At 65.9% G+C, this 12268-nt stretch carries 12 protein-coding genes; 11 read left to right on the top strand and 1 reads right to left on the bottom strand.

All coding sequences use genetic code 11. From position 1 onward, the window contains the following. Window positions 1–2: 2 nt before the first annotated feature. The 3 genes from aroB (at window position 3) to BVIR_RS01365 (ending at window position 3083) form a co-directional block, all read left to right on the top strand. Entirely contained in the window at window positions 3–1121 is a 1119-nt protein-coding gene (aroB, locus tag BVIR_RS01375; protein WP_236823651.1) for a 3-dehydroquinate synthase, read from the top strand. Continuing rightward, entirely contained in the window at window positions 1118–2413 is a 1296-nt protein-coding gene (locus tag BVIR_RS01370; protein ID WP_055036114.1) for an HlyC/CorC family transporter, read from the top strand. Before aroB ends, BVIR_RS01370 begins: the two co-directional genes overlap by 4 nt. An 88-nt stretch (window positions 2414–2501) precedes the next feature. Further along, window positions 2502–3083, top strand: coding sequence for a YqaA family protein (locus tag BVIR_RS01365; RefSeq protein ID WP_055036113.1), 582 nt, complete (start codon window positions 2502–2504; stop codon window positions 3081–3083). Between the two features lie 106 nt (window positions 3084–3189). Here the strand turns inward: BVIR_RS01365 and BVIR_RS01360 are convergent, their stop codons facing one another. Beyond that, entirely contained in the window at window positions 3190–4287 is a 1098-nt protein-coding gene (locus BVIR_RS01360) for a tetratricopeptide repeat-containing glycosyltransferase family 2 protein (RefSeq protein WP_055036112.1), read from the bottom strand. Window positions 4288–4920: 633 nt separating this feature from the next. Here BVIR_RS01360 and BVIR_RS01355 point away from each other — a divergent pair. From BVIR_RS01355 to BVIR_RS01320, 8 genes are all read left to right on the top strand, one after another. Beyond that, window positions 4921–5604 (top strand): RNA polymerase sigma factor, encoded by a 684-nt coding sequence (locus BVIR_RS01355; RefSeq protein ID WP_055036111.1) that lies wholly within the window; start codon window positions 4921–4923, stop codon window positions 5602–5604. Between the two features lie 136 nt (window positions 5605–5740). Continuing rightward, window positions 5741–6556: a flagellin gene (locus tag BVIR_RS01350; RefSeq protein ID WP_055036110.1), complete on the top strand. Its 816-nt coding sequence runs from the start codon at window positions 5741–5743 to the stop codon at window positions 6554–6556. 326 nt (window positions 6557–6882) lie between these two features. Beyond that, window positions 6883–8547: a flagellar filament capping protein FliD gene (gene fliD / locus BVIR_RS01345; RefSeq protein ID WP_197604385.1), complete on the top strand. Its 1665-nt coding sequence runs from the start codon at window positions 6883–6885 to the stop codon at window positions 8545–8547. After that, window positions 8528–8980, top strand: coding sequence for a flagellar export chaperone FliS (locus BVIR_RS01340; protein WP_082416544.1), 453 nt, complete (start codon window positions 8528–8530; stop codon window positions 8978–8980). Before fliD ends, BVIR_RS01340 begins: the two co-directional genes overlap by 20 nt. Before the next feature lie 320 nt (window positions 8981–9300). Next, window positions 9301–10251 (top strand): flagellar hook assembly protein FlgD, encoded by a 951-nt coding sequence (locus tag BVIR_RS01335; RefSeq protein ID WP_335338137.1) that lies wholly within the window; start codon window positions 9301–9303, stop codon window positions 10249–10251. A gap of 10 nt (window positions 10252–10261) precedes the next feature. Then, window positions 10262–11467, top strand: coding sequence for a flagellar hook protein FlgE (gene flgE / locus BVIR_RS01330; RefSeq protein ID WP_055036108.1), 1206 nt, complete (start codon window positions 10262–10264; stop codon window positions 11465–11467). 4 nt (window positions 11468–11471) lie between these two features. After that, a complete protein-coding gene (locus tag BVIR_RS01325; RefSeq protein ID WP_055036107.1) occupies window positions 11472–11759 on the top strand; it encodes a hypothetical protein in 288 nt (95 codons plus the stop codon). Between the two features lie 49 nt (window positions 11760–11808). Continuing rightward, window positions 11809–12249, top strand: a complete 441-nt coding sequence (locus tag BVIR_RS01320) for a flagellar protein FlgN (RefSeq protein ID WP_055036106.1) — start codon at window positions 11809–11811, stop codon at window positions 12247–12249. The last annotated feature ends 19 nt before the right edge of the window (window positions 12250–12268 follow it).

Genomic DNA, 12268 nt, shown 5'->3' with positions numbered 1-12268 from the left:
CAATGCCCGTCCCGACCCGCAAGGTGCAGGTGGACCTCGCCAACCGCAGCTACGACATCCTGATCGGCCCCGGCCTGATCGAGGCCGCCGGGGGCGAGATTGCCGCCCGCCGCCCCGGCGCGCGCTGCGCCATCGTCGCCGACGAGACCGTGGCCGGGCTCCATCTGAAAAGGCTCGAAGCCTCGCTCGCCGCCGCCGGCCTCGCCGCAACGCGGTTCCTGGTGGCACCCGGCGAGGCCTCCAAGAGCTTTGCGGTGTTCGAACGGGTGGTCGAGGCGCTGATCAATGCCAGGATCGAGCGCGGCGACCTGGTGGTGGCGCTGGGCGGCGGCGTGGTCGGCGACCTCACCGGCTTTGCCGCCGCCGTGGTCCGGCGCGGCGTCGACTTCGTCCAAGTGCCGACCACCCTGCTGGCGCAGGTCGATTCCTCGGTCGGCGGCAAGACCGGGATCAACTCCGCGCACGGCAAGAACCTGATTGGCGCCTTCCATCAGCCGGTGCTGGTGCTGGCCGATTCCGCCGCGCTCGACACCCTGCCGGCCCGCGAGTTCCGCGCCGGCTACGCCGAGGTCGCCAAATACGGCCTGATCGACGATGCCGCGTTCTTCTCCGAGCTGGAGAGCAACTGGCGCGAGGTGTTCGCCGGCGGCCCGGCGCGGCTTAACGCCATCGAGACCAGCTGCCGCGCCAAGGCGGCCATCGTCGGCCGTGACGAGCGCGAGAGCGGCGAGCGCGCGTTGCTCAATCTCGGCCACACCTTCGGCCACGCCCTGGAAAAGGCGACCGGCTTCTCCCAGCGCCTGCTGCACGGCGAGGCGGTGGCAATCGGCATGGCCCAGGCCTTCCGCTTCTCGGCGCGGCTCGGCCTGTGCGCCCCTTCCGTCGCCGCCCGCGTCGAGGATCACCTCGCCGAGGTTGGCCTGCCGACCCGCATCCAGCACATCCAGGGCGGCGTCAGCCCGGTCGAGGGGTTGATGGCCGCGATCGCCCAGGACAAGAAGGTGTCTCGCGGCGCGTTGACCTTCATTCTGGCGCGCGGCGTTGGCGGTGCCTTCGTCGCCAAGGACGTCGACCCGGCCGCGGTCGAGGCCTTCCTTAAAACCGAGGCCGCGCCGGCATGACCAACGGCGACAGCCTCGCGATCGCGGCGATCGCGCTCTGCTTCCTGGTCTCGGTGGCGCTGCTCGCGATGGAAAGCGCGCTGATGCGCGCCTCGCGCGCCCGTCTTTACGCCCAGGGCGAGGATGGCGACCGCAAAGCCGCCGCCGCGGCCGCCCTGCTGGAGCGGCGCGATGTCGTGGTGTCGGCACTACGGCTTGCCAATCTCGGCGCCACCATCTTTGCCACCGCCAGCGCCACCACCGTTCTGGACGACCGCTGGGGCAAGCCCGGCGTATTGGCCGCGGTGGCGATCGGCCTCGTGGTGTTCGGGCTGGCGCGCGGGCTGTCGCGGGCGATCCCGGCGCGCGATCCCAACCGGATCGCCAAGATCATCGCCGGCCCGATGGCAAAAGTGGCCGCGTTGATCGTGCCGATCGCCGCGATCCCCGACGCGGCGGGCCGCTTCGCGCTGTTTCCCTTTCATGACCGGACACCGGTGTCGACCAATGACGACACCGGCACCGAGGAACTTCGTGCCGCCGTCGATCTTCTCCACCGCGAGGGCTCGGTGGTGAAGGAGGACCGCGACATGCTCGGCGGCCTGTTGGCCCTCAAGGTTCTCGAAGTGTCCGACGTGATGATCCACCGCACCAAGATGATCGCGGTCGACATTGCGACGCCGCCGGCCGACATCGTCCATCAGGTGCTGGTCTCGCCGCACACCCGGTTGCCAGTCTTCCGTGAGCGGCCGGAAAACATCGTCGGCGTGCTTCACACCAAGACCCTGCTGCGGGCGCTGGCCCAGGCCGGCAACGACATCGACCGGATCGACGTCGCCAGCCTGCTGATGCCGCCGTGGTACGTACCCGACACCACCACGCTCGAAGAGCAGTTGCGCGCCTTCCGCAAGCGGCGGATGCACCTTGCCTTCGCCGTCGACGAATACGGCGAGGTGATGGGCATCGTCACGCTGGAGGATATTCTAGAGGAGATCGTCGGCGACATTTCCGACGAGCACGACCTGCCGGTCGCCGGCATCCGCCCGCGCTCGGATGGCTCGGTGACAGTGGAGGGCGCGGTGCCGGTGCGCGACCTCAACCGCCGCATGGCTTGGCGGCTGCCCGAGAGCGCCGCCACCACCATTGCCGGCCTCGTCATCCACGAAGCCGGCATCATTCCCGAGCCAGGGCAGACCTTCACCTTCCATGGCTTCCGCTTCCGCATCCTGCGCAAGAGCCGCAACCGCATCACCCTGTTGCGGGTGGCACCGCTGCCAGCGGTGGCTGGCGCAACTGGAAACCGGGCTGCCTGACCGCACCCGGCAAAACCCTGACCCAGGCGGTAGCATCCGACGCCCTGGCGGTGTATCGCCATGCTCAGGCTCATCCCACAGGTTCGCCATGCTCCGCCGCCTCTACGACGCCGTCATTACCTTGTCCGAGAAGAAGTCCGCGCCCTGGTACATGGGGGCGGTGTCGTTCGCCGAGAGTTCGTTCTTCCCGATCCCGCCGGACGCGATGCTGGTGCCGATGGCGCTGGCGCGGCCCGACCGCGCCTATTTTTTCGCCCTGGTGTGCACCTTGGCGTCGGTGGCGGGCGGCCTTGCCGGCTACGCCATCGGCGCGTTGCTGTATGACTCGGTCGGGCTGTGGATCGTCTCGCTCTACGGCTACCACACCAAGCTCGAAGCCTTCCGCGCCGCCTATACCGAATGGGGCGCCTGGATCATCCTGATCAAGGGCCTGACGCCGATCCCCTATAAGCTGGTGACCATCGCCTCCGGCTTCTCCGGGTTCAATCTGTTCTGGTTCGTGGTGCTGTCGACGATCACCCGCGGCATCCGGTTCTTCCTGCTGGCGTTCCTGCTCAACCGTTGGGGAGACGCCGCGCGCGAGTTCATCGAGCGCCGGCTCGGGCTGGTGACGGCGGCGTTGGCGGTGATCGTGGTGGCCGGCTTCGTGATCGCCGTGAAAGTGATCTGAGGTCGAGCCCGGCGACCTCGGGCCGTGCGTCCTCCCGTCACCGCAAATCCCCTCGCGACGACCGGCGGGGCACGCTGGGGTCACAACGTGATGCTGCCGAGCCACCTCATCCCGGCACCCCTGCCAGGACCTGCATCGCCAGCTGGACCTCGGCGTCGTCCGGCGCGACCTGGAACGCCGCACCGGCGTGACGCTTGGCGCCTGTCAGATCCCCGGCAGCCAGCGCCAGCCGGGTCAGGCCGGTCAGGGCGCGCGTCTCGATAAAGGTCTGCGCCGGATCGCCCGGCGCCAGTTCGAGCGCCCTGGCGAAGTGCCCGGCGGCGGCCGAGCTGCCGCGGTCCTCCAGCAGCGAGGCGACCGCGAGGTGATAATGGCCGGTGTGGCCGGCAACCGGCGCCATCGCCGTCAGGAAGGCCAGCCCCGCCGCAGCCTCGCCGGGATACAGCGCCGCCCGCATCATCTCGACCAGGTCGCCCGCGATATGGGCCGGCGCGAGAGGCACGCCGCGCTCGATCAATGCACGGCACTCGGCGGCGACCGGCGCCATGCTCGCGGCGTTCCCCCAGAACCGATAGAGTTCGAGCAGCTTGTAGCGGCTGTAGAGGTCGCTGGGATCGTCCGCCACCGCCAGCCGCAGCAGCCGCTCGTCGCGCGCCGCCTTGTCCTTGGCATCCATCCGCTCGGCCCGATAGCCGACGTGGCGCACCGGCGTCGACAGCCGCCCGATCGCCTCCCCGCGCCGCGCCAGCATCGCCTTGATGCTGTCGGAGGCATCCTCGTGGATGCGGCAGCGGTAACGGATGTCCGGCGAAGACCGGAACAGCCGGAGCGTCCAGGGGGTGCGCACGATGCCGTTCTTCTGCTCGTCATGGCGCAGGATGACGCCGGCGCCGAGCCCTGGGCGTTCGACGAAGGCGCGCAGCTCATGGCGGAAGCCGGCGGTTGGAAACTCGTCCGCGTCCAGCACCAGCACCCACTCGCCGGTGGCATGGCGCAAGCTCTCATTGCGGGCCGCGGCGAAATCGTCCGGCCACACCATGTCATGCACCTCGGCGCCGGCGCCGCGGAGAATTGCAACGGTGCCATCGCGCGAGCCGGTGTCGACCGCGACGAATTGGTCGAAGCAGCCGGCCACGCTGCCGAGGAAGTCCGGCAGCATGGCCTCCTCGTCGCGCACGATCATGCAAAGGCTGATGGTCGGCATCGGTCCCAATCCTGGTGTCCTGTGTCTTCGAACGGTCGGCGGCCGGAAAACCGCCGCGACCGCAGCCCGCACCTTTTGCCGGGCAGCGCTTCAGCGCAACCATGTCGATGCGAGCCGGCGCGACGCGGCCGATGTGCCCGTGCGGCGACCTTGACCAGCGCCGAGTGCGCCCGCCACCGCCGCGGCCCATGCTTTGCTCGCCTGTTTAACGATTTTTTAGCCATGAAATGACGGACTGTGGCCATGGTCCGTCGCATTCGCGGCAACGGGTCTGTCGCGGCGCGTTGCGTTGTCGGCTTGCCTGCAGCCCCTCCCCAGACGCGATTCGTAACGTCGAGCTGGGCAGCTTCCCGAGAACAGTCCGCTTGGGGTACCGTGTAGCGCAGCAAACTGTCATAACTACGTAATATTCGTCACAGAAAAATCGAGAGGTTCTCCGGCTCAATGATTTTTTACTTGATTAAAACAGGTGGGCAAAAATTTCCCGGTGCAACTGGGAAGATTTTTCCTAGAGATATTTCAAAAAAGCTTCGATCGGCAACGTTTTTGTTCGCCCGAATTCGCTAGCTTGCCCGTTCAACTGTCAGACGCCCGAATTGGGTGGCCACGACGTCGTAGGTTTGGAGATCTGGTATGGCGTACGCATCGGTTTTGACGACGCCTTCCTCTTCGGAGACGGACCTGGAGCCGCAGCCGAGTGGAAATGTCACGGCGCAGGCTGCGGTTACGCGGGCCACGCCCCCGGCGTCCGACCTCGACAGCGACGACGAGTTGCTGCGCCGCATTGGTGAAAACGACGAATCTGCGTTCGCCCTGCTCGTTCGCCGCCATATCGACCGCGCCTACGCGCTGGCGCTGCGCATCCTCGACAACCCGGCCGATGCCGACGACGTCGTGCAGGACGTGCTGCTGAAGGTGTGGACCCACCGCGGCCGCTGGGAAGGCGGCCGCGCCAAATTCTCGACCTGGCTCTACCGGGTGGTGACCAACCGCTGCATCGACCTGCGCCGCCAGCCGCGCAACGACGACCTCGAAGCGGCACCGGAGGTGCCGGACGGCACACCGGGCGCCGAATCCCAACTGCACCGCAACGAGGTTCTGAACGCGCTCGAGAGCGCGATGGGCCAGCTGCCCGACCACCAGCGCGTCGTGCTGATCCTGTCCTACCACGAGAACCTCAGCAACGCCGAGATCGCCGAGGTGATGCAGACCACGGTGTCGGCGGTGGAGTCGCTGCTCAAGCGCGGACGCCAGCAGCTGCGCAAGCTGCTGCGCCGCCAGGAGCACTCGATCCGGCAGTCATTAACCGAGGACTAACCAAAGCGACGCGGTCCGACCGACGGGTTCGCCAGTTTCGGTGTCCGGCTTTCGTTGAACCTACAGACGCAAGCGCGTCAACACAGCCGGCCGGCAGCAAATCGGCACCGGCTGTTCAACAGAAAGGCTGACTCCGATGCCCGTTATCACCACCAACACCGCCGCCAACTCCGCCGTCCGTTACCTCAACATCAACTCCTCCGACCAGTCGAGCTCGCTGTCGAAGATCGCCTCCGGCTCGCGCATCACCAAGGCGTCGGACGACGCCGCCGGCCTCGCCATTTCGACCCGCATCTCCTCGGACGTCGTTGCTCTCGAGCAGGCTGCCACCAACGCCTCGCACGCCACTGCGATGCTGCAGACCGCTGACGGCGCTGCCTCCAACATCTCCGACATCCTGATGCGTATGAAGGCGCTGGCCACTCAGGCGAGCTCCGCGACGGTGACCGACACCGAGCGCTCGTACATCAACGCGGAATTCACCAACCTCGCCGAAGAAATCACCTCGGTCGCGACCGGCGCCCGCTACAACAACGTCTCGCTGCTCGACGGCACCGGCTCGTTCGGCGCGGTGATGGTCGGCTCGAACTCGTCCGACACCATTTCGCTGTCGTTCACCGACCTCGACGCTACCGCTCTCTCGTTGAACGCAACCACCATTTCGGACCAGACGACCGCGACCGCCGCGCTGACCGCGATCACCAGCGCGATCGGCTCGGTTTCGGCCGCCCGCGCCTCGCTCGGCGCCCAGCAGTCGCGCTTCGAGTTCCAGGCTGACACGATCGCGACCTCGATCGAGAACCTGAGCGCCGCCAACTCGGCGATCGAAGACGTCGACGTGGCGTCCGAGCAGGCCAAGCTGTCGTCGGCGGAAGTGAAGGTGCAGGCGGCCGTCGCGGCGCTGGCCTCGGCGAACCAGATGCCGCAGGCGCTGCTCAAGCTGCTGCAGTGACGTGACACATGGCCGGGTGAGCGCGGACCTTCGCCTCACCCGGCCCGCGTCGGCGGCGCGCGGTCCTCATCACCGGGGTGTTCCCGGCGAAAGATCGCGCGCGGTCGGCGGGGCTCGAAGCCGGGTGCACCGGACGTCAGTCCGGGACGACACAACGTGTTTCGCGCCGGCGACGGGGCGTCTCCGGCAGTTCCGTGCCGGAAGCAAACCAACGCGATACCGGCCAGTGGTGTGGCGCTGCCGGCTGACTGAGCAATTGGCTCCCCGCCTGTCGGGGGCGACCGGCCCGCGATCCGTGGCGCGTCCGCTGATGAAGGAGAGCTTCGATGAGCACCATCTCGAGCACAAGTTCCTCGACCTCCAGCACCTACTCGAGTTCGGCGCTGAACTCGGACTGGAGCGCGCTGATCGAAGAGGTGGTGGCCGCCAAGCTGGTCCCAGCCGATACGCTCGAGACCAAGATCACCAAGAACGACACCAAGATCTCCGCCTATGAGGAGTTGCAGTCGCTGCTGTCGGACATTTCCGACGCCGCTTATGTGATGAGCGCGCCGTCGGGCTACCTGGCGAAGAGCGACGACATCTTCAACAGCCGCACTTCCTATCTGAGCACGACCGGTAGCTACGACGCCGGCGACGTGCTCGGCGTCGCCGTCGACAGCAGCACCGATCTCGGCACCTACGACATCCAGATCCAGCAGGTCGCCACGGCGCACAAGGTTTCGAGCAAAACCGTCACCTCGAAGGACGACGACCTCGGCTACACCGGCACCTTCACCCTTGGCGTCGAAGGCGGAACCGCGGTGACGATCGACGTCTCCAGCACCACCAGCCTGTCCGAGCTCGCCACCGCCATCAACGCGTCCACCAGCACCAGCGGCGTCAAGGCCACCGTGCTGAAGGTTTCGGATTCCTCCTACCAGCTGGTGCTGACGGCGAGCGATACCGGCAAGGCGATCACCGCGAGCACGGCATCCGGCGACGACGTGCTCGGTGGCCTTGAGATTCTTGACAGCTCCGGCGACTTCAAGACCGTGCTGCAAGAGGCGAAGGATGCCATCATCTCCATTGACGGCGTCACGATCACCCGCGACTCCAACACCATCTCCGACGCTCTCAGCGGCGTGACCTTGTACCTCTACGGCACGACCACCACGGGAACGTCCATCGCTGTCGAAGTCGGCACCGATCTCACCAGCATCGCCGATACCATCCAGTCGCTGGTTGACGCCTACAATGCCTATCGCGAATTCGTGATTACCCAGCAGGCAACCGCGGCGGGTGGCGGCGCCGCCGAGAGCGCGGTCCTGTTCGGCGACAGCACGCTGCGGCAAGTCAACTCCGACATCATGGACGCGCTCAACACCATGATCGACGACAATACCATGGCGCTGCTTGGATTGAGCTTCGATTCCTCGAACAATCTCGTCCTCGACACCACGACGCTGCAGGATGCACTGCTTGAGAACCTCGACGAGGTCAAGGCGCTCCTGACATTCAGCTTCGAATCATCGTCGAGCGAGCTGGGCATCCTTGCGCGCGGCTCGTCCGCACCGTCCTCGTTCACCCTCGACATCACCGTCGACGGCAGCGGCAATGTCACCTCGGCATCAGTCGGCGGCGACAGCTCGCTGTTCACCATCAGCGGCACCAGCATCAAGGGTGCCACCGGCACCGCGTACGAGGGCTTCACATTCCTGTTTCTTGGCGATGCATCGGAATCGATCAACGTCACGCTCGGCTATGGCCTCGCCGACAAGCTCAATAATGCGGTAACCACCGCGAGCGAAGATTCCATCCAGACCGTGATCGATAACCTGACGGAAAAGAATTCCGATTACGAAGACGATATCTCGACGATCGAAGACCGGGCCGAGGCGTTGCGCGAGCGTTTGACCGCCCGTTACGCCAAATACCAGGCGGCGATCGCCCAGGCCGAGTCGACCCTCGCTTACCTCAAGGCCATGCTCGATGCTTCAAGCTCCGATTGATGCCAAGCCTGAGTTACCGACGACTGCCGCGGTGATGGTGTCGGCAGCCTATCGCAACGCATCCACCACGGTGGCGCCGCAGACCGCGATCGTGATGGCGTTCGACAGGGTGTTGCTGAATCTCAAGCGGATCATTGCCGCGACCGAAGCCAGGAAATTCGACGAGGCGTTCAACAACATTTCGCACTCCGCCCAGATCCTGCGCGGGCTGGCGCAGCACCTCGACGCGGAGCGCGGTGGCGCGATGGTCGAGCGCCTGCGGTCGCTTTACCACCGCCACATCATGGCGATGTATCTGGCGATGGGAAAACCCGACGCCATTCGCCGTTACACCAAGCTTGCCGAGGGCCTTGCCGAGTTGCGCGACGCCTGGGCCGTGGTGGCGAAGGTGCCGACGCGATTCTCGCCCTCGACGCCGCAGCAGCCACAGTAACCGACATATTCGCTGGCCGGATCTGACGTTCCGCGCCAGCGTTGTCATCACGCAATCTCAAGCATCACCCGATGCCGCGTGCGGCGGGCGATGCTTCTGGTCTCGGCGCTGTTGCGGTGTCTCTGCAACACCCAACCCCCAATCGCGGAAGCGAGGCGTATGCGCCTGGCACCTCGCGCTGCGCTCGCGTTTTGATGCCGCGATGAGTCGGGGCGGCGGCACGCGAGCATTCTTGCGCAAACGTGCATACCGGGTTTGCGAGAGGGAACGCGATAACTCAACGGCTCAGATCGACCGCCTGCCGCAATCAGATCGGCGGGATGGTCCGACGCCGCGCGTCACGGGTCGCCTGCACGAAAACCCCTTTCACGCTTGTCGTTCGCCGCTTCGCCTCGCCGACATTGGCGATCGGCGCGATGCGGTCGCTTGGCCGCGGCGCGCGGTGGATCGTGACCCGCGCGCCACCGGGGTCGGCCCCAAGTGATTTCGCGATCACTGCAGAAAACCTGCCCGGAAAATCGGGCAGCGCCGTTCAAATTGCAGATCGCCATTCACGACGAAGACAACAACGCTCCCGCCGCCGGGACCGTCCGAGATATTGGTCGAGTATTGCCATGACAACCGTCTCATCGGCCACATCGACAACCTACTCCTCGAGCACGAGCTCGAGCTCGAGCAGCCTCGATCTGGACACATCGGACTTCCTCACGCTGATGTGCGTGCAGCTCCAGAACCAGAACCCGCTCGATCCCAGCGACCCCACCGAATACATGAGCCAGCTGGTGTCCTACGCCAGCCTCAGCGAGCAGTCGGAGGTCAACGACCAGCTCGGCAACATCACCACCGCGCTTGCCAGCCTGCTTGCGGCGAATGCCGTCGGCTATGTCGGCCACACGGTGGAAGCGGCGGGCTCGACCAACGCACTCGCCGATGGCTCGGCGAGCTGGAACTACACGCTCGCGTCCGACGCCAGCAAGGTCACGATCAAGATCACCGACGAAAGCGGCAAGACGGTCTACACCACCACCGGCGAGACCGCTGCCGGCGAACATTCGTTCGTCTGGGACGGCACGACCTCCTCCGGCACCAAGCTGACCGAGGGCACCTACACCATGTCCATCACCGCCACCGACGCCGATGGCAACGCCGTCACGACGTCATCCACCGTTGTCGGAGTCGTCACTGGCGTCGACAGCTCGAGCGGAACCGTGATGCTGCAAATCGGCGATGCGGAAGTCGCATTCGCGAACGTCATCGCCATCAAGTCTTGAGGAGTACCCAATGAGTCTGTCCGGCGCCCTCAACTCGTCGGTTTCCGCGCTCAAGGCCCAGAGCACGGCGATCGCGACCGTCTCCGATAACCTCGCCAACTCCAGCACCTACGGCTACAAGACCACCGTCGCCAGCTTCGAGAGCCTCGTGACCGGCAGCTCGTCGTCGTCCTATTCGTCGGGCGGCGTGCTCTCGAACACGCGCTCCAACATCAGCGCGCAAGGCCAGCTTGCCAGCACCTCGAGCGATACCGACCTTGCGATCCAGGGCAACGGCTTCTTCGTGGTGTCGCCGGAGAACAGCACCAACCGTTACTACACCCGCAACGGCGAGTTCTCGACCGACGAGGACGGCTACCTCGTCAACAATGGCTACCAGCTGCTCGGCTGGCCGACCGACACCAGCGGCAATGTGATCGGCAGCGCGACCTCCGGTACCCTCCAGGCGATCTATACCAACATCAAGCCGAGCTGCGCCCAGGCAACCACCACCGCCACCATCAGCGCCAACCTTCCGTCCAATGCCGCCGCCGGCGTGGTCGGCTCGATGGACGTCGAAGTCTACGACTCGCAGGGCAATGCCCACAACGTCACCCTGTCCTGGACCAAGGACGCAGCGGACAACACCTGGACCGCGACCCCGACCGCGACCGGTGCGACCATCTCGCCGGCAACGTTCACGATCGAATTCGACGCCAACGGCGCGATCGTGTCGACCGACGCCACCCAGTCCCTGAACATCGATTGGGGCAACGGCACCAGCACTTCGGACATCGCGTTCAATCTCAGCGGCCTGTCGCAGCAGTCGGTCGAAGGCGCAACGATCGACCTGAAGACCATCAACCAGAACGGCCTGTCCTACGGCTCGCTGACCGGCATCACCGTCGAGGACGGCATGGTCAACGCCTCCTACAGCAACGGCGCGAGCATTCCGATCTATCAGATAGCGGTTGCGACCTTCACCAACGCGAACGGCCTTACGGCCGAAAGCGGCGGCCTTTACCGGGAATCCAGTTCCTCGGGCACCAGCACCCTGCATGTGTCCGGCGAGGGCGGCGCCGGAACGGTCTACGGCTCGACGCTCGAGTCCAGCAAGACCGACACGTCCGAGGAATTCAGCGTGATGATCACCGCCCAGCAGGCCTACTCGTCCTCGGCGCAGGTGATCAGCACCGTGAGCAGCATGTACGACACCCTGATTTCGGCGCTGAGGTAATCTCATGGCCCGCCGCCGCCAAGCGCCCGATCTGCTCGATGAGGAGCCGCTGCTGCGCGAGGCAAAGCGGCTGATGCTCGAAGCCGACCGCATCGCCCAGGCGCCCGATGGGCCCGCCCATCGGGTTCGGCTGCTGGCGCTGATCTCGGACGTCGAGGAAGTTCGCCGCGCCATGGCCGAGCGGCGTGACGCGCTCGGACTGAAAACCGACACCGTGGTTCGCCAGATGACCGCAGTGTCTGCCTACAACCGCATCGCCCAGACGCTGGTCAACGGCCGCAAGCGCCCCTGACCCGAACCGCGAGAGTGCTATGACCGTTTCAACGCAAATGATGCCCAGGATGACCGCCTCGGACGTCGATGCGGCCGTCACCGACGCGATCACCCTGATCGACCAGTTGGTCGAAGTCCTGGTGTCCGAGAACAAGACGCTGAGCCGGGGCTTTCCCGCATCGCTGATCGACACCACCGCCCGCAAGAACGAGCTGGGCGAGGCGTTCGAGCAGTGGGTCGCGGCGGTGCGCAATCAACGCATCGACCTCACCGCGGCCAATGACGAGCTGCGCGATGAAATGATCTCCCGTTCGCACACGCTCCATGCCGCAGTGGACGAGAACATCAACCGGCTGCGCGGGGCAATCGACGCCAGCCGCCGGCGCCTCGATGCGGTGCTGCGGGCGGTGCGCGATGAGCGGGCGGGCAATTCCCCCTACGGCGCGGACGGCCGGCCGCAGTGCGGCGCCACGGCGATCCCTTCCCTGCGACCGCCGTTGAGCATCTGAGCATCTGATCGGAGTAGAT

The organism is Blastochloris viridis (genome assembly GCF_001402875.1).
Classification (GTDB): domain Bacteria; phylum Pseudomonadota; class Alphaproteobacteria; order Rhizobiales; family Xanthobacteraceae; genus Blastochloris; species Blastochloris viridis.
This window is presented reverse-complemented; position numbering and strand designations above follow the sequence as displayed.

Excerpts from the sequence above, each read along its gene's own strand:
- BVIR_RS01325 (WP_055036107.1), top strand. The coding sequence starts at position 11,472 with ATGGCCCGCCGCCGCCAAGCGCCCGATCTGCTCGATGAGGAGCCGCTG.
- BVIR_RS01320 (WP_055036106.1), top strand. The coding sequence starts at position 11,809 with ATGACCGCCTCGGACGTCGATGCGGCCGTCACCGACGCGATCACCCTG.
- aroB (WP_236823651.1), top strand. The coding sequence starts at position 3 with ATGCCCGTCCCGACCCGCAAGGTGCAGGTGGACCTCGCCAACCGCAGC.
- BVIR_RS01365 (WP_055036113.1), top strand. The coding sequence starts at position 2,502 with ATGCTCCGCCGCCTCTACGACGCCGTCATTACCTTGTCCGAGAAGAAG.
- flgE (WP_055036108.1), top strand. The coding sequence starts at position 10,262 with ATGAGTCTGTCCGGCGCCCTCAACTCGTCGGTTTCCGCGCTCAAGGCC.
- BVIR_RS01340 (WP_082416544.1), top strand. The coding sequence starts at position 8,528 with ATGCTTCAAGCTCCGATTGATGCCAAGCCTGAGTTACCGACGACTGCC.
- BVIR_RS01360 (WP_055036112.1), bottom strand. The coding sequence starts at position 4,287 with ATGCCGACCATCAGCCTTTGCATGATCGTGCGCGACGAGGAGGCCATG.
- BVIR_RS01370 (WP_055036114.1), top strand. The coding sequence starts at position 1,118 with ATGACCAACGGCGACAGCCTCGCGATCGCGGCGATCGCGCTCTGCTTC.
- BVIR_RS01355 (WP_055036111.1), top strand. The coding sequence starts at position 4,921 with ATGGCGTACGCATCGGTTTTGACGACGCCTTCCTCTTCGGAGACGGAC.
- fliD (WP_197604385.1), top strand. The coding sequence starts at position 6,883 with ATGAGCACCATCTCGAGCACAAGTTCCTCGACCTCCAGCACCTACTCG.
- BVIR_RS01335 (WP_335338137.1), top strand. The coding sequence starts at position 9,301 with ATGGTCCGACGCCGCGCGTCACGGGTCGCCTGCACGAAAACCCCTTTC.
- BVIR_RS01350 (WP_055036110.1), top strand. The coding sequence starts at position 5,741 with ATGCCCGTTATCACCACCAACACCGCCGCCAACTCCGCCGTCCGTTAC.